Source organism: Paenibacillus sp. FSL R7-0313, from assembly GCF_037969885.1.
Lineage (GTDB): Bacteria > Bacillota > Bacilli > Paenibacillales > Paenibacillaceae > Paenibacillus.
Window position 1 is genome coordinate 697501 of sequence record NZ_CP150219.1, and the last position, 16303, is coordinate 713803.

The 16303-nt window shown below is 47.3% G+C and carries 16 protein-coding genes; 11 read left to right on the forward strand and 5 right to left on the reverse strand.

Going from position 1 to position 16303, the window contains the following annotated elements; genetic code table 11:
- Window positions 1–10 precede the first annotated feature (10 nt).
- The 3 genes from NSQ38_RS02910 to NSQ38_RS02920 all read right to left on the reverse strand — a co-directional run bounded on the left by NSQ38_RS02910 (window position 11) and on the right by NSQ38_RS02920 (window position 3755).
- Window positions 11–1117 carry a Glu/Leu/Phe/Val dehydrogenase gene (locus NSQ38_RS02910; protein WP_017691060.1) on the reverse strand — a complete coding sequence of 369 codons (1107 nt, stop codon included), beginning with the start codon at window positions 1115–1117 and terminating at the stop codon, window positions 11–13.
- Window positions 1118–1403: 286 nt separating this feature from the next.
- Window positions 1404–2033, reverse strand: a complete 630-nt coding sequence (gene cdaS, locus NSQ38_RS02915; protein ID WP_339786948.1) for a sporulation-specific diadenylate cyclase CdaS — start codon at window positions 2031–2033, stop codon at window positions 1404–1406.
- 207 nt (window positions 2034–2240) lie between these two features.
- Entirely contained in the window at window positions 2241–3755 is a 1515-nt protein-coding gene (locus NSQ38_RS02920; RefSeq protein ID WP_339790378.1) for a DUF6359 domain-containing protein, read from the reverse strand.
- A gap of 224 nt (window positions 3756–3979) precedes the next feature.
- Here NSQ38_RS02920 and NSQ38_RS02925 point away from each other — a divergent pair, with 224 nt between their 5' ends.
- From NSQ38_RS02925 to NSQ38_RS02935, 3 genes are all read left to right on the forward strand, one after another.
- Window positions 3980–4273: a hypothetical protein gene (locus NSQ38_RS02925; RefSeq protein WP_339786951.1), complete on the forward strand. Its 294-nt coding sequence runs from the start codon at window positions 3980–3982 to the stop codon at window positions 4271–4273.
- Window positions 4274–4426: 153 nt separating this feature from the next.
- The gene (locus tag NSQ38_RS02930) at window positions 4427–4582 is read left to right on the forward strand and encodes a hypothetical protein (protein ID WP_017691064.1); all 156 of its coding nucleotides are present in this window, start codon (window positions 4427–4429) and stop codon (window positions 4580–4582) included.
- A 124-nt stretch (window positions 4583–4706) separates the two neighbouring features.
- Window positions 4707–5261 (forward strand): GNAT family protein, encoded by a 555-nt coding sequence (locus NSQ38_RS02935; protein ID WP_339786954.1) that lies wholly within the window; start codon window positions 4707–4709, stop codon window positions 5259–5261.
- An 89-nt stretch (window positions 5262–5350) separates the two neighbouring features.
- On the opposite strand, the gene NSQ38_RS02940 is transcribed toward NSQ38_RS02935, so the two are convergent.
- Window positions 5351–6127 (reverse strand): Crp/Fnr family transcriptional regulator, encoded by a 777-nt coding sequence (locus NSQ38_RS02940; RefSeq protein WP_240768291.1) that lies wholly within the window; start codon window positions 6125–6127, stop codon window positions 5351–5353.
- A 373-nt stretch (window positions 6128–6500) separates the two neighbouring features.
- Between NSQ38_RS02940 and NSQ38_RS02945 the strand changes: the two genes are divergently transcribed.
- The 8 genes from NSQ38_RS02945 to NSQ38_RS02980 all read left to right on the forward strand — a co-directional run bounded on the left by NSQ38_RS02945 (window position 6501) and on the right by NSQ38_RS02980 (window position 13665).
- Entirely contained in the window at window positions 6501–6932 is a 432-nt protein-coding gene (locus NSQ38_RS02945; protein ID WP_338590216.1) for a GAF domain-containing protein, read from the forward strand.
- 214 nt (window positions 6933–7146) lie between these two features.
- Window positions 7147–8757 carry an AraC family transcriptional regulator gene (locus tag NSQ38_RS02950; RefSeq protein ID WP_339786957.1) on the forward strand — a complete coding sequence of 537 codons (1611 nt, stop codon included), beginning with the start codon at window positions 7147–7149 and terminating at the stop codon, window positions 8755–8757.
- 117 nt (window positions 8758–8874) lie between these two features.
- A complete protein-coding gene (locus NSQ38_RS02955; protein ID WP_339786960.1) occupies window positions 8875–9873 on the forward strand; it encodes an ABC transporter substrate-binding protein in 999 nt (332 codons plus the stop codon).
- Window positions 9874–9996: 123 nt separating this feature from the next.
- Complete coding sequence (locus NSQ38_RS02960) at window positions 9997–10647, forward strand: response regulator transcription factor (protein ID WP_017691068.1); 651 nt, start codon at window positions 9997–9999, stop codon at window positions 10645–10647.
- Window positions 10640–11755, forward strand: coding sequence for a PAS domain-containing protein (locus tag NSQ38_RS02965; protein WP_338590209.1), 1116 nt, complete (start codon window positions 10640–10642; stop codon window positions 11753–11755). The genes NSQ38_RS02960 and NSQ38_RS02965 overlap by 8 nt, the downstream gene beginning before the upstream one ends.
- 267 nt (window positions 11756–12022) lie before the next feature.
- Window positions 12023–12517: an Lrp/AsnC family transcriptional regulator gene (locus tag NSQ38_RS02970; RefSeq protein WP_062837151.1), complete on the forward strand. Its 495-nt coding sequence runs from the start codon at window positions 12023–12025 to the stop codon at window positions 12515–12517.
- Window positions 12518–12529: 12 nt separating this feature from the next.
- Window positions 12530–13117, forward strand: a complete 588-nt coding sequence (locus NSQ38_RS02975) for a chromate transporter (RefSeq protein ID WP_074093159.1) — start codon at window positions 12530–12532, stop codon at window positions 13115–13117.
- Between the two features lie 2 nt (window positions 13118–13119).
- Window positions 13120–13665 (forward strand): chromate transporter, encoded by a 546-nt coding sequence (locus NSQ38_RS02980; RefSeq protein ID WP_145152194.1) that lies wholly within the window; start codon window positions 13120–13122, stop codon window positions 13663–13665.
- Between the two features lie 159 nt (window positions 13666–13824).
- Here NSQ38_RS02980 and NSQ38_RS02985 read toward each other — a convergent pair whose 3' ends face one another.
- Window positions 13825–16182: an Ig-like domain-containing protein gene (locus NSQ38_RS02985; protein ID WP_339786963.1), complete on the reverse strand. Its 2358-nt coding sequence runs from the start codon at window positions 16180–16182 to the stop codon at window positions 13825–13827.
- Window positions 16183–16303 lie beyond the last annotated feature (121 nt).

Below are 16303 nucleotides of genomic sequence, written 5' to 3' on the forward strand. Positions count from 1 at the left end.
TCAATGACGTTTACTTGCGCAATCTCCGGGAACTCAGTGCATGGTGACCATTCTGCAGGAATGTACTGCGCGTATTCTTCATCTGTTCGATCCGTCGCTCAGCCAGTCGATCTGCGGCAACATAGGTTGCGATGCCCTCGGTACGTGAGCTTTCGAATATTTTCTCCAGATTGGAATAGATCTCTCCGATCTTGCTCCAGGCCCGATCCGCATTATAACCGTTCAGCTCATCCGCAATGTTAATGACACCACCTGCATTGATAACATAGTCAGGCGCGTAAACGATGCCCATATCATACAGTTGATCCCCATGCCGGGTCTCCAGCAGCTGATTATTGGCACAGCCCGCTACAACCTTCGCTTTAAGTGTCTTAAGCGTATCGTCATTAATCGTGCCGCCCAGTGCACATGGTGCATAGATATCGCAATCCACACTAGTAATGTCTGCGGGGTCAACAGCTGTCGCGCCGAAGCGATCCACAGCCTGTTTCACCGAGTCCTTATGGATATCCGTAACGATCAGGTGTGCACCTTCCTCATACAGATATTTGCACAGATGCATCGCCACATTGCCGACACCTTGGACCGCTATCGTTTTACCCTCCAGCAGATCGGTACCAAATGCTTCTTTGGCTGCTGCCTTGATCCCCCGATATACACCCCAAGCCGTTGCAGGTGATGGGTTACCGGATGAACCATAGCTCGCCGAGATGCCTGTCACATAATCGGTTTCCTGATAGATCAGGTTCATGTCCTCTTCCGTTGTTCCCACATCTTCGGCTGTGATATAACGTCCGTTCAACCCTTGAATATATCGTCCAAACGCCCGAAACATCGCTTCGTTTTTGTCGCGCCTTGGATCTCCGATGATAACGGTTTTGCCGCCGCCAAGATTCAGTCCGGATACCGCATTCTTATATGTCATACCACGGGCAAGGCGCAGGGCATCTTCAATGGCTGCTTCTTCTGAAGCGTAAGTCCACATCCGCGTGCCTCCCAGCGCAGGGCCGAGTGTTGTGTCGTGTATGGCGATAATTGCTTTTAACCCTGAATTTCGATCCTGGCACAGAACCAGTTCCTCATAATCGTGATGCTCCATTGCTTCAAACCAACTCATGTGCTAACCGTCTCCTCCAACCATTTTTGCGATCCAATCGCATTGTTCTCTATTCATTGACCATCCTCTATTGTACCCATGAATACCCAGTTTGTGCAAAATCACATCGCAATGTCAGAGAAGCATCGATCGATGTTTCTCATATGGCGAGAGCAAAGCGGTCGAATTTCAGATTATAATTTTATCGTCTATCCATAGAAAAACCCCTCTCCCTTACAGGAGAAAGGTACAATTCCCTCAACTGCATCAACCTATTCGCCCCAAGTAGGCCACTTGATCGTTCACATTAAGGGATCGTTTCAACCACATTGATTGGATGCAAATCCCCATCTACAGCAAATGAAGCCTGCCCCGTCTCTTCGGAAACAACCAATACAACCGCATCCGTCAATTCACTGAGTCCCAGTGCTGCCCGATGACGAGTGCCTATTTTTCGTTCATGCACTTCCGCTTGCGACAACGGCAGCACATTACCCGCGGATACAATTTGATTGCCACGAATCAGAACAGCCCCATCATGCAGAGGTGCACCGGGGATAAACAGTGATTCCAGCAACGCATGTGTCACTCTTGCATCCACAGTCACGCCTGAGTGAATGATCGACTCCAACGGAATCTCCCGTTCAATCACAATCAACGCCCCATATCTCCGGTCAGATAGATGCTGTACGCTTGATGTTAATTCGGCAAACTTCTCGGTAAAGGGTGACAGATAACAATCCAGATAAAACGAAGAGGCGAGCACCTCAATCTGCTTGATTTCCGCTCGAATCTCTGCAAACTGCCCCAACAGACAGACACTGTCATTGTCAAAACGGGATAACGTCATGTTCATTCGATCCGCCACACGATGCAGATCTGCCTTGAGCTTCTGTCTCATCGAGGAACTGTCACAGTCTGCTTGGTGAGTCATCATTCGCCGCCTCCTCTGGTTGGGTTGGGCTTCACGCCGCATCATTAGTACCCATACCTTCCCCTCTGTAGCAGATATTTATGCAATGGCAGGGTGGTATGAGCTAATCATGTTCGTGAATGTCACTGAATATAACAAGCAAAAAAAGAGCCTGTCCGCAAAACTCCACGGCCAGGCCCTATTCGCATGTTGAGTTGATGTCTACTTCACTTATTGTGCTTTTCCGTATGAACCTGCTTTAAATGTAGTTGGGTCATACCATTTGTACCCTGCCGCGGGTGCAGCCCATGGCTCAAGTTGCGGCTCGGTTGATGCAGCTGGAGCTTCCATCGAAAGCAGGCTTGTTGCCGTATCCAATGTCAGTCCTGGCACTTGTGCCAGACTGGTGTAGCTCTCTTTGACCGCGAGCCATTTCACAGTATTCACAAGGAAAGTTGCATCATCCACTTCTTTGAATCCATCATAGGTCTTCTTGGTAGCACCGGTCTCTTCACGCAAATATTTCGGAGTCGCGTCTTCTACAGGTGAAGAGTCTCCGATAAATGCGGCTTTGCCCGCACCAACCTTTGCAATGGCTGCATAGGCTCCTTCAGCTCGTCCACCACCGTTATATACGCCCTGATCCACGGCATTACCCCACTTGGACACACCACTTGGTACATAGACCAAGCCTTTAGCCTTGTTAGGGTCTATAATCGCAATGGTCGATCCCGCATGCATCGCTACAGAATTAACACCAGCCGTAATGCCGAAGGATTGTGCAGGTGCAACGATATCCGATGCATTTACATCTCCAAGAGCATTGTAGCGGAAACGGACACCAAAGTTCGTCGCGAGCCAGTCTGAACTCGTCACACTCTGCATCGCTGGTGATTCGGCTTCAGCCGAAGACATGCCTTTGGCCGGATTCAGGAAAGCACCGCGGCGATAACCGTTGAATACCTCAGAAGAATCCCAGCGGTTTTTGTTGCGGTCTGCATTGTAGTGGTCGGAGATGAAGAAAACACTTCCTCCGTTCTGTACGTACTGCACAAGCGCAGCCTGCTCTGTCGCTTTGAACGGTACGTTGGCTTCGCCAATGACAAAGACGTCGTAATCTTTCAATTTATTATAGGTGATGGCTTGCTCACCGAATGTATACGGGATGCTGCGTTCCAGCTGATCCACGGCAAAGCCTGCGTTTCGCAAACCATTGGCAAAATCCGAAAATGCCCCGTCAATAATCCAGTCGGCAGCACCTGCTGTCTGGGCGTGGGTATTATCGAACAATACTTTCTTACCGGTACCATCCGGCAGTGTTGTGCCCGGGTTCGGTTCTGGATCAGGATTGGTTGTTCCGGAGGAAAGCGCGATGGACGTTGGGTTTTTGACTCCTGCATAGCTGTTGTAGGCACCAAGGGTTCCGGTTACGATGATCTTTTTGCCTACAAGACTGGGGTTGGACGCCAATCCATATTGCGATCGGAAAGATGAGGGAATCTGTACATCCAATAATCTGGCGTTGGTCCGCTCTGACGCTGAATCGGCAATCAGAACATTAAAATCATTGGCATAAGGAGATGTAAACTTGGCTGTAAGTGACCCTGTAGCATGTCCAACAATGATTCCTTCAACCGTCGCTGTTCCTCCACCGCTCTGGGCAGCGATGGCCTGAGATACCGTAAGTGGTGCTGCAGCTTGTACCGGACTTTGCGAACCCGGCCCCAGCAGTGCAGTTGCCATCATGATAAAGACCAGGAATGCCCCGATCCAGTGCTGCCATAACGCCTTTTTCATATTCCCTTTCTCCTCCTCATAATTACCTGATAATGGGTTATCCTCCTTTAATTTAATTGTTCATATGCTGAATTCCTCTTTCTTTTTGTAAAGTTTATGAAAAAGTTTAGAAGTTGCGTCTATTGGCCCATACTGATTATCATTAGAATTCCATTTACCGAAGGAGTAAAACGATGATGAAATTGGTATTTTTGATACTCTTGTTGATTGTTCCGCTGATTATGGCTTATGTTGCTCTTCGTTCCCGGATGGTTAGACGATTGTTTCATATTCTTGCGCTGCTCTGCTTCTATAGTGCGGCAACGGTCATCGCAGGTGATGTGTATGCGACGAATGCGCATATGACCACATTCACCACCGAGATTCACCATTTCCTGCTGAATGGCTGGTTCTTGTATCCGTCTGCATATCTCGGTGTATACATTCCCTATGTGCTGTGGATGAGCCTATTTTCAGAAAAAAGTTAAATTCGTTGCGGACTTGGGATTGCATTTTGCCAGCGTTCATTGCATAATGAGTATATAAATGTGATAATGATTATCATTATTGAACTTGTCTCTTTGTAACTTTCTACTGCATATGATTTTACGATTTTATAGATAAAGGGGAACGAACATCGAATGAATACAACTCTGCAAAAGGCTGATCTGCAGCTTGACGATTATTTGGATCTTCTGAACCTGGCAACCAATCTTGGTGATACGAGATGGCAGAAGGAAATTATCCGTAAGCTGGCTTATACTTATCCCGCAGTTCAATGTAAACAACCACAATAGCATTCCACATACATCATAAATCTACATTATGGCTCATGACCGATTCATTCGTTGAATCTGTTATGGGCTATTTTTGTTGTACAATGTACAGTAAAGTTATTCAAACGTGAAGGAGGGAACAACGATGCAACTGGAGACCGAACGACTCATCATCAGGGATATTCTGGAGACAGACTGGAAAAGTATACATAACTACACATCCATGACAGAGGTTACTCAACACACGGCATGGGGACCAAATACCGAAGAGGATACTCGAGAATACGTGCAGTTTGTGTTGGACATGCAGCAAACACAACCACGAGCGGGCTTTGAACTGGCGATATGTTTGAAAAAGGAGGGCATACTGATCGGTGGTGTTGGCCTTCACATCGAAAACACGAACGCTGAGATCGGTTATGTGCTCAATCCCGTTTATCAGGGAAAAGGGTATGCTGCCGAAGCAGCCCGAGCTATGCTTGGCTTTGGCTTCAATACACTTGGTGTACACCGAATTTATGCGAAATGCCGCCCGAACAACGAGGCTTCAGAGAACGTTATGCAGAAGATCGGTATGCAGCGTGAAGGTCTGATGCGAGAGCATTGGTTTTACAAAGGGGAATATCATGATTCGTGTCTATATTCGATTCTTGCAAAGGAATATGCACATGAACAATTTCACGGAAACTCAAAAAGCTGACTCCCATATATGGGACGCCAGCTTTTCTTTTCTTTTTCTCCGTAACGACCCCAATCGCCAATGGAGGTGAAGCCTCTGAACAAACTAATTTACAGTCGGCACAGCTCTACCGGACAGCTCGGGAATGTCGGACATCCACACATACAACGCAAGGCTGCCAGATCCCGAATCATCAGTTTGCCGTCCATCATATCCAGCGTACCTTGTTCTTTCCATGCCCCCAGCATCCGCGTTACGCTCTCCCGGGTAGCTCCAATCATCTCGGCAAGATCGGTATGGTTCAGCTTCATGTCCAGCACAATACCATCCGGTGTAACCCTGCCATACGAATTGCTGGCACGGATCAGTGTCGAAGCGAGGGCACCCGCCTTGCCATAGAGCAGCAAATCACGGAATCTCGACTGGGTAATCCGCTGCGACAGTGCCATCCATTGCAAGAATTTCAAGGCAAGGTCGCCATGTTTGCTGAGTATACTTTCCAGATCGCTAAGCGAGATAATGGCCAGTTCCCCTTTTTCCGCCATCTCTGCACTGTAGCTATGATTCAATCCACCGATGCCACCGAATTCACCGATGAGATCGCCGCTTTGCTGAATGGATAAAATAATTTCCTTGCCATCCTCCGTCGACTTGGTCATTTTCACTCGTCCCGAACGAATGTAGTACAGATATCCGGCTTCATCGCCTTCGAGAAAGAGACTATATCCCGACTTCACCCGTTTGGGTTGCATTTTTGCTTCAATCAGGTCCCATTGCTCAGATGTAACGAACGAAAGGATTCCGCCTGTTTCCCGTGTCATTTTGCCCGCCTCCGCTTGTTTCTGCTCTGCTCTTTGGGTTGTTCTTTCTACAAATACTGTACCCATAACCTTCGTCCCCCTCGGTGATTCCTTATGTATCCATCATACCGCGAAAGTAGCGCGAGGGTTATCGGGGGATTACCTGATCCTTGACGAGAAACTCCCTGAATTTGCTGTGAGAAAAGTCACATTTCACCGATATGCCTCATCCTTCGCATTTCTTCAATCCCTTGGTGCACCTGATTCAGGAGTCCTTCACTGCCCAGGTTCAGTAGATTATGGAACGGAAATAGGGGTTTTCCCTGAATTACAATGTACGAGAAAGGGTCTACAATAGAACTAACATCGTAATACCCTTACTTTAAGATGATCCTAAAAGGTTAATGATAATAATTACACGTTACGTACGTTATAATTTCGAAAAAGGAAGTGTCCTCTCATGCATGATGAACTGCCATCTGGCATTCAGGAGATGATCGACGGCCTGCGCCTGAACACATCCAGCGACTTCTGTGGACTTGCCTGTCTGAACGGGACGATGCTACGCTGGAAGTATACCTCCGGGGCTAGTAATGAACGGGTGAAGCGCATGGAAATGCGCCCCGGACAAGATCTGGTGGGCACAGCCCTTCGGACTGGACGCACAGCCCGATCTGATGCACAATCCACCGGGGAGCATACACCCGGTCGTTGCCCGTTAATGCTTGCTGAGCGGTTGGTAAGTGCCATAGCGGTACCTGTGTTCCAGGAAGGAAGCGTGCCTGGCGCCGTGCTGCTCGTTGGCAGCAGACTGCCTTGCACCTTCTCACCGGACATGGTCCGGCAGACGGAGCAAGTCGCTCTACATCTTCAGCCGTACGTATATGGATAACGACATCTGTCTTTCATATGGAAGAAGTCTTGTTATTTCCTTAGGGGAGTACCAAGGCTTTTTTATTATCGTTATTCACAGCGGAGCAAGCCTTAGTCTGTTCACCTGTCTTCGCTCATCTGTATACATCGACGTCACTCACACAGATTGATATAATCGAGTCCATACATTCATATATTCATAGATAGTATGTACAGCTAAGGAGGCTACAGATATGTTTGTACTGACAAATGCCAGTGCTATTCCATGGGAATCCACACAGCACAACAGTACCATTTCCATAAAAACGCCTTCATTGGTTACCTGCACAGCGACGGTGGACTATAGATATGGTAATGAGCACGGTGTTTTACATAAAGGGCAGTTACTTTTTCTACATTCCCAGTGCTCCCTGGAGCTTATCCATACCCCGCCTTCTGCCTTCACCTTGTATCATATCGGTTTCCAGGATTACGTATTAACGGAAGAGAGTCCTGACAAGCGTGTTTATCAGCTTACATCAGTGAACTTGCCCTCACACGGTTCGAAGACCGGAGCAAGTCCACAGGTTCTGCGAATGCTCGCAATCATCCAGGAGCTTTCCGAAACGAGGACAGGAAGTGCCCAGACCGAAGAAGCCAGATCCCATTATCTGCTGAGTGAATTGCTTGAATTATTCAAGCTGGCGATTAAACCTTTTACAGAGATGGTAGACAGTATAATTCGTGAAGCACTTCGCTATATTAACCATCACTATGACAGCCATCTCACCCGTGAAGAACTCGCCAGATTAACCGGGTTTAATGCGAGTTACTTCTCCAGGTTCTTTCAAAAACAGGTTGGACGCAGCTTCCAGGCTCACTTGACCCGAGTTCGTATGGACAAGACGAAGCAATATCTGTTGTCTACGCAGGCCACCTTGAATGAAATTGCGCTGCTTGTGGGGTACTCCGATGGTTTATACCTAAGTCGAAAATTTAAGCAGTTTACTGGGATTAGCCCAAGTGAATACCGACTACAGCCCCGCGCAAGACGAATTGCTACCGTTCAGTACACAGGAGATCTGTTAGCCTTAGGCGTTCAACCCATTGCCGCCTCATTCCTACCCTGGGCGATGTCACCGCTGATCCAAGACGAGTTGCATGATGTGCTGGATTTGGATGAACATGGTGTGGAAGAAGTCCTCCGAACTGAACCACCTGATCTGATCATTGCGCCAGATTATCTATACTATTTGCCCCATAAGCTCGAACAACTGGAACAGATTGCTCCGGTTATGGTCCTGCCATGGGACCAGTTAAATCGACTGGAGACCGTTCAACTCATCGGACGAATCATAGGTCGAGAGCAGGCTGCCGAAGACTGGATAGAGCATTACACCGCACTGGTCAGCAGTGAAGCTGAACGACTTGATGCTGCAATCCAGCCTGATGAAACCGTTGGGTTATATGAACTCTGGGAAGATGGCACAATCTGTATCTGGAATGTAACCGCCAGAGCGGCATACAACGTATATTACGGACTCAATCTTACACCTGCCCCCAATATCCTGCGTGACGTTCTGGAATCCCACAATCATCAGTTTATCCAGGAAGATCAATTGACGGATTATGCGGCAAACCACATGTTTCTCGTGCTTCCCTCACATGAAGGTGGTCTGTATCATGATGCACAAGTCAAACTCAGGGAACGACCATACTGGAACAAGATTATGAATAACGGAAATAGCCGGATATATCCGCTCAAGCTGGAACAATTCTGGTGTAATGATGCGCTGGCTCTGGAAAAGCAGCTTCAGCTTATGGTAGATATCCTGATTCGGGAGAATGGTGACAAGAACAGGTAACCATTGTCCATGCTCAAGAGGTCACATTTTGAGATGGACGATACTTGTATCCAAAAGCTACGATACTAAGGAGGTTTTATTGAGAAAGATAATCATTATTGATTGGGGAGAGGCAGAATGACAGGGGTTAAATCAAAATGGTGGACTGGGCTTATGTTCCTGGTACTGGTGATTGGAATTATTGGCTGCTCAAGCCAAGCGGATGATACAAGAGAAAATAAACCTTCCTCACCTGTTACTACAGAAGAACAAACGGCAGACAGCACCGCAGAAACGCAGATCATATCCACCGTTAATGGAGACGTTGAAATACCCACGAACCCGCAGCGGATTGTGACGCAGGGTTACCTCGCTGATTTTCTCGCACTTGGCGTCAAGCCAGTAGGCGCACCGGATTATGAGCTGGAAAGCCCTTATGTGCTTGATCTGATTGAAGGTGTAGCAGACATTGGTCGTATCGACGGCGGTTCAGTCGAAAAAATTCTTTCGCTTGAGCCCGACCTGATCGTCACTGTAGGTGGGGATGAGAAGCTGAATGAGCAATATCGCAAAATCGCACCAACCCTCATCATCCCTTATGGTACATACGACAATGTGCATGAGGAAATCACTGCCTTTGGGGAAATCCTAAACAAACAAAAGGAAGCTGCAGACTGGTTGTCCCAATTTGAAGTAAAAGTGAAGTCAGCCAAGGACTCCATTCAAGGGCTGGTCAAGGAAGGTACGACCTTCTCCAACTTCAGTCTCTTTGGTAAGGATTGGTACATCAACGGAGATGGTGTCAACCGCGGTGGACAAGCCATCTACCAACAGCTCGGACTGAAAGCACCAGACATTGTGCAAAAGGAACTGATTGATCAGGATAAAGATACTGTAACTGTATCCGAGGAGAAACTGGCGGATTATGCAGGTGATTATATTTTCCTCGATTTATCCAATGGAGGTTCGCTGGATGAAACATCACCCGTCTGGTCATCCCTGGACGCTGTGAAGAACAATCGAGTGTTTAAGCTGGATGGGGAACGGTTCTGGCCTTATGATCCTCTTGCCGTGGAGGCACAGGTCCAGGAGATTGCCAATATGATTCAGGAACGTTTCGGCCAAACAGAACATTAAGGTTCAATGTTTCTATCCCACAAGCTGAGAGAGAAAGAAGCTATTCGGAGATTAAAGCTCTGAATGGCTTCTTTTTTTGTTATGATATAGATAGAACTAAGGAAGCGGACAGGGGGAAATCATGTGATTCAACTATTAGTTGTAGACGACCATGTTGTCGTGCGTTCCGGGCTGATCGCCTTACTTGAAGGAAAGAATGATATACATATCGTTGGAGATGCCGCAGATGGCGATGAAGCCATTGCCAAGGCTCAAGAGTTGAAGCCAGATGTGGTCTTGATGGATTTCAGCATGCCACCAGGCAAAGACGGTCTGACCGCTACTGCTGAATTGAAGAAATTGATGCCAGATGTCTCCATTTTGATACTGACCATGCATGACGATGAAGAATATTTGTTCCGAGCCATCCATGCAGGAGCATCCGGATACATACTCAAAAGTGCGCCGCATGAAGAATTGCTTGCCGCGATTCGTTCCGTAGCAGAGGGTAGCGCCTATCTGTACCCCAGTGCGACCAAACGGCTGATGAGTGAATACCTGGACAAAGCCAAACAGGAAAACGCCGGACCGTATGACACGTTATCCGAGCGGGAGAAAGAGATTTTGTCCTGGATTGCCAAAGGTTACGCCAACAAGGAAATCGCCGAACATCTGATCATCAGTGTCAAAACGGTCGAATCTCACAAAAGCAATCTGATGGAGAAACTTGGCCTGCGTACACGACCGGAACTGGTGAAGTTCGCCATGAAAAAGGGGTTGCTGAACTTTGAGTAGTGCACGCAAGAACAGACTAAGTGGACTCGCAGACCAGCCCGTACGCCTCCTGCTGAACGAAATCGATAATCACATTACGGATAATGAATTTCGCAGCAGGTTGAAGGGTTCCCTGCATCAACTGAGTGATCTGAAGTTTGCTCTGGATGAGTCCTCCATTGTTGCCCTCACGGACCGCAAAGGGAAAATCCAATATGTGAATGATAAATTCTGTGAAATCTCACAGTATGAGCGTGAGGAACTGATCGGTAAGGATCATCGAATCATTAATTCCGGATACCATGGCAAAAGTTTTATGAAAAACCTGTGGGACACGATATCCTCAGGTAAGGTATGGAACGGGGAAATTCGCAATCGTGCCAGAGATGGCAGTCATTATTGGGTCAACACCACCATCGTGCCTTTCCTTGATAACGACGGCGAGCCATATCAATACCTGGCTGTACGTAGTGAGGTCACCAAGCTGAAATCCGTTGAAGCCGAATTGCAGAAGATGATGTCCCAGGTCATGAATATTCAGGAAGAGGAACGACGCCGAATCTCGCGTGAACTGCATGACGGGATTGGACAGAGTCTCTTCTCTCTGGTGATTCAGATGGACCGACTGCTGGCAGACCAGCCTCAACCTGGGGTTGAAGCACTTCGTAAGCAGGTCACGGGTATTATGGAAGATGTACGTGGTATGGCATGGGAGCTGAGACCGTCCGTTCTGGATGACCTGGGTGTTGTTCCGGCGATTCGTACGTATATCGAGAATTACACCCGTCACTACGGGATCGAAGTTGATCTGGAATGTAATTTGCGCAAACGACTGGAGATGAACCGGGAGATAGCCATCTACCGAATTATTCAGGAAGCCTTAACGAATGTCGCGAAGTATGCCGATGTTGCCGAGGCACGTGTTACTATAGAAGACGCTGAGGACATGACGATGGTTATTATTGAAGACCAGGGTGCCGGATTCAGCGAAGCAACTGCTGGCAATGGCGTTGGATTGTTCAGTATGGAAGAGCGTGCCCGTGGTGCAGGAGGAACGTTGAGAGTTTCTTCCGAGCCTGGCGAAGGCACGACAGTTACCCTTTTACTGCCCAAGACAGCCCAAGTATAACCGGACATGCTTCGTATCGTGCTCTTCGCTTCACTTTAGCTACCTATTAACCGGCTGCTCGCTATTGGACTGTGCGAGTGGTCTTTTTTATTTCCGATTGGTCAAAATGACAAAATGAAGGCTCAAAATCGGTTAAATTCAATAATCAAGATAAATAGATTGACTCCAGTTACGATTCGTCATTAAACTATGAATGCCACATACACATTGTATGTTTAGTAAAATTTCATTGTTCATTTCATATAGCGAGAGAAAAGGATGGTCAACATGTCAGAGAAACGCTCCTCCAAAGGAGGAGAAATTCCACAAATGTACAATCTCGACGAGATGGATCGCAAAATCATCGCCGCGCTTCACAAGAACAGCCGGATATCCTACACGGACCTGGGTACACAGATTGGGTTGTCGCGTGTAGCTGTTCAGGCGCGCATTAATGCGTTATCCGAAAAAGGAATTATCGAACGTTTCACCGTGGTGATCAACCCTGGCAAGGTTGGGCTTCAGGTCTCCGCCTTTTTTAATGTCGATGTTGAACCGCCCTTCCTGGATGAAGTCGCTGAGAAACTGGACGAAGAGCCAGCCGTCACCAGCCTTTATCATATGACAGGTCCGAGTACCCTGCACATGCACGGTATTTTTGCGGATATGGAAGAGATGGAGCAGTTCTTGCTGGAGAAGCTCTATAAGATGCCAGGTATCGTCAAAGTGGAATCACAGCTATTGTTGAAACGTTATAAAAGCCGGATGGGCATGAGACTCTAGGAGGAAATCAGCATGGGTTGGAAAGATTACAACGGTCTCGTCATCGGAATGGTACGAACCGGAATTCTCGGATATGGCGGTGGCCCTTCGGTGATCCCGTTAATCCGTTACGAAGCCGTTACGCGCTACAAATGGGTCAGTGATGAGGAGTTCGGCGAGATTTTGGCTATCGCCAACGCCCTGCCGGGTCCCATCGCGACCAAAATGGCCGCATATCTCGGTTATAAAACCAAAGGTGTGCTGGGCGCGATTGTGTCCGTACTCGCTCATATTTTGCCGACAAGCATTGCCATTATTGCTCTGCTCGGTTCCATGTACGCGCTGCGCGAGTCAAAAGTGGTAGCAGGCATGGTAGCCGCCGTGCGGCCGGTCATTTTTGTCATGCTGGGCATGATGGCTTATGAATTTGCCATGAAAGCCTGGAAGGGACTCGGTAAAGTTTTTGCCGCCCTATTCGGCGTGATTGCCTTTGTATTGTTGCAGCTTCTGGATATCCATCCGGGGATTGTGATCGCTGTTTTCCTTGGATATGGTGTCTTCCATCTGGAGCTAGTCCAGCGCTTCAAATCCAAAGGCAAGTCCGATAAGGGGGTGTCCTAAGGATGCTCCAGACATGGTGGGAATTATTTTGGGGATTTTTTGTAGCGAACATCTTGGGATATGGGGGCGGTCCAGCTTCCATCCCACTAATGCAGGAAGAGATTGTGAACCATTACCAATGGATGACCACAGAGCAATTCGGGGATGTACTGGCGATTGGTAATGCCCTTCCCGGCCCAATTGCAACCAAAATCGCTGCATTTGTCGGGTATCACGTGGCAGGCTGGTTTGGGGCATTTATCGCAAGTTTTGCCACGATCGTACCTTCCGCAACCGCATTAATTTTATTACTTCGTCTGTTGAACAAACATCGCACGTCACCAAAAGTCAAAGGTATGACCCTACTCGTGCAGCCGGTTATCGCTGTACTCATGATTCTGCTCACATGGGAATTCGGCCAGCTATCCACCGATTCCATCGGCATCTGGCAGACATTGATCATTGCAGGCATCTCGCTCTGGGTCATGACCAAGACCAAGCTGCATCCAGCCATTCTAATCGTGATCGCTTTTGCCTATGGTGCGCTGGTACTGTCTCACACGATGTAGTAGTAGAACGTGCAGGGAACGATCCCTGAATAAGACGTTTCAGATTCGTTAGCGTATGAAGACCACACTTTAGTTTATAGACCAAAAACGGTGATACCAGCTATTAGCTGGCATCACCGTTTTTATTTGTGTGTTTCACGCTCACATTTGGAAAAGCAATTACTTCGCTTCAACCACTACCGTGACTTTGGTTTTCATACCTGCAAATGTCACCGTAATCGTTGCTTTACCTTTACCGTTCGCCTGAATAACTCCATCTTTCACCGATGCTGTTGCAATACGGGAAGATTTCCAGAGAGCCGGTTTGGATACATTGGCTTCACTGCCATCGGCATACGTTGCAGTTGCCGCCACAGTTACCTTTTCACCAGGTTTCATGGTCAACGTTACTTTATCCGTCTGCAAATATTTCAGTGTATCCACATCTACAGCGATCGTGACAGACTTGCTGCCGTATTTGGCCGTGATTTTGGCTTTACCTGAACCTGTAGCTTTGACTTTACCTTTGGTCACTTGAGCTACTTTGTAACTGTTCGTTTTCCACTCAGCTTTGTCCGTAACATCACGCTCGCTACCATCGCTCAAGATAGCAGTTACTGTCAGATCAGCTGTATCGCCTGATTTCAGGGACAGAGCCGGCTCGGAAGCTTCAATACGTGAGATGACATCCACTTCAACTTGGATCGTCACTTTTTTGGAGCCGTATTCTGCTGTGATGTTGGCTTTACCACTGCTGTTACCCGTGATCACGCCTTTTTTCACATCCGCTACACGTGCATTGCTGGATTTCCAGGTTGCTTCGGATGTAACATCCAACGTGTTGCCGTCCTCATCCGTACCTGTTAGAAGGATCGTCTGAGTTTCTTTGGCAGACAGAACAACGAAGTTCACATCTGCTTCCAGTCCACTAGCCATACCTACTTCAACAGGCAGAGTCAGCGTTTTGCCTTCAATTTTCGCTGTAATGGTTGCCTTACCTGTAGCAACACCTGTGATAACCCCTTTGCTATCTACCTCAGCGATTTTGTCGCTGCTGCTGCTCCATGTTGCATCTTCGGATACATCTTTGGATGTTTCACCATACAACGCCAGTACTTTGGCAGAAGTCGTTCCACCAACAGCTACGGATGCTTTTTTCTTATCCATTTCATACTTGTCCGGAACGTCAACATTTACGGTAAACTTAGCTGTTTTACCGCCATAAGTTACAGAGATCGTAGCCGTACCGGATTTGTATGCGATCAGATCACCGTTGGATACATATACAACATCTGCATTGCTTGAAGTCCACGTTGCTTTGGAAGTTACAACTTCTGTGCTTCCATCAATATACTCTGCATTGGCTACCAATGTTTTGGACTTGTTATCACCCGTAACACTCATAGCGAGTTTGTCATTTACATCTTTGATATCCAAATATCTTGCCGTATCTACATCCACAGCAATTTCTACAGTTTTGCCACTATAGGTTGCTTTGATCGTTGTTGAACCTGCACTAATGGCTGTGATCTGTCCCTTGAACACCGTTGCAACTTTCTCGTTGCTGGATGTCCATGTTGCCTGATCCGTTACATTCACATCGCTACTGTTTGGATAAGAAGCCGTTACAACGACATTAGCCGTTTTGGTTGTCTCACTCAAACGGAAGAAAATACTTTGTTTCTCCACACTCAGCTTGCTGGTCAGATCTACATCCACGTCAACGGAAACGGATTTCGTACCGTATTTGGCTGTGATCTTGGCAGAACCTGCCGAGTATCCTGTAATTTCGCCTTTAAGAACGTCTGCGACCTTCTCATTGCTGGATGTCCACTCCGCCAGATCCGTTACATCTTTGGTTGTGCCATCTGGATACGTAGCCGTCACTTTCACACTTTCACTTTTGTTCAACAACAGGTTAACCTGCTGTTTATCTACATCTACACGTTTAACCACTTCAACGTTAACATCCACCGTCACGCTCTGGCTGCCAACTTTCGCAGTAATAACTGCCGTACCTGCGCTTTGTCCAGTTACTTTACCATTCACAACGGTAGCAACCTTCTCATCACTGGTAGACCATTCTGCGGTACTTGCTGCTGCATTATTTGTTTCATTATCACTATACGTTGCTGTCAAAATAATTTCTTTTGTATCTCCCGTGCGCAAATCCAGACTTTGCACGTTTTTCGAAAGGGCTTTGACTTTCTTCGTCACTTTCACTTGAACGGTCTGACTCTGACCCTGGTAAGCTGCGGTAATCGTCGCTGTACCTTCTTTTTTGGCTGTAATTGCGCCATTATATACAGTTGCTATCGAAGCATCACTGGTACTCCAGGATGAACTGATCGTTACGTTTGCCGACGTATTATCAGAATATACACCTGTCACCGTAACGGAACTGGAATCACCAACTTCGAGCGACATCTCATTCTTGGAAACCACAATTTTGGACAGTTCTTTATCTGCCGCAGCGGCCAAGCCTACGTTGGAAATACTCAGCATCAACACCAGCATCATCACCATGTACTTGGTCAATCTTGGCTTTAACATCATTTCCCCCCGATTATCATCATTTTTTTCCTTATGTTTTATGTCGGCAAGTCCTTTCCAGATGTTTAGACTTTCAGGAAATTTTCAGGGAATTCTATGGAAATTA

What these genes read in the sequence shown, in the direction of transcription:
- NSQ38_RS02910 (WP_017691060.1), bottom strand. Translation starts at nt 1,117, where the DNA reads ATGAGTTGGTTTGAAGCAATGGAGCATCACGATTATGAGGAACTGGTT.
- cdaS (WP_339786948.1), bottom strand. Translation starts at nt 2,033, where the DNA reads ATGATGACTCACCAAGCAGACTGTGACAGTTCCTCGATGAGACAGAAG.
- NSQ38_RS02920 (WP_339790378.1), bottom strand. Translation starts at nt 3,755, where the DNA reads ATGATGGCAACTGCACTGCTGGGGCCGGGTTCGCAAAGTCCGGTACAA.
- NSQ38_RS02925 (WP_339786951.1), top strand. Translation starts at nt 3,980, where the DNA reads ATGATGAAATTGGTATTTTTGATACTCTTGTTGATTGTTCCGCTGATT.
- NSQ38_RS02930 (WP_017691064.1), top strand. Translation starts at nt 4,427, where the DNA reads ATGAATACAACTCTGCAAAAGGCTGATCTGCAGCTTGACGATTATTTG.
- NSQ38_RS02935 (WP_339786954.1), top strand. Translation starts at nt 4,707, where the DNA reads ATGCAACTGGAGACCGAACGACTCATCATCAGGGATATTCTGGAGACA.
- NSQ38_RS02940 (WP_240768291.1), bottom strand. Translation starts at nt 6,127, where the DNA reads ATGGGTACAGTATTTGTAGAAAGAACAACCCAAAGAGCAGAGCAGAAA.
- NSQ38_RS02945 (WP_338590216.1), top strand. Translation starts at nt 6,501, where the DNA reads ATGCATGATGAACTGCCATCTGGCATTCAGGAGATGATCGACGGCCTG.
- NSQ38_RS02950 (WP_339786957.1), top strand. Translation starts at nt 7,147, where the DNA reads ATGTTTGTACTGACAAATGCCAGTGCTATTCCATGGGAATCCACACAG.
- NSQ38_RS02955 (WP_339786960.1), top strand. Translation starts at nt 8,875, where the DNA reads ATGACAGGGGTTAAATCAAAATGGTGGACTGGGCTTATGTTCCTGGTA.
- NSQ38_RS02970 (WP_062837151.1), top strand. Translation starts at nt 12,023, where the DNA reads ATGTCAGAGAAACGCTCCTCCAAAGGAGGAGAAATTCCACAAATGTAC.
- NSQ38_RS02975 (WP_074093159.1), top strand. Translation starts at nt 12,530, where the DNA reads ATGGGTTGGAAAGATTACAACGGTCTCGTCATCGGAATGGTACGAACC.
- NSQ38_RS02980 (WP_145152194.1), top strand. Translation starts at nt 13,120, where the DNA reads ATGCTCCAGACATGGTGGGAATTATTTTGGGGATTTTTTGTAGCGAAC.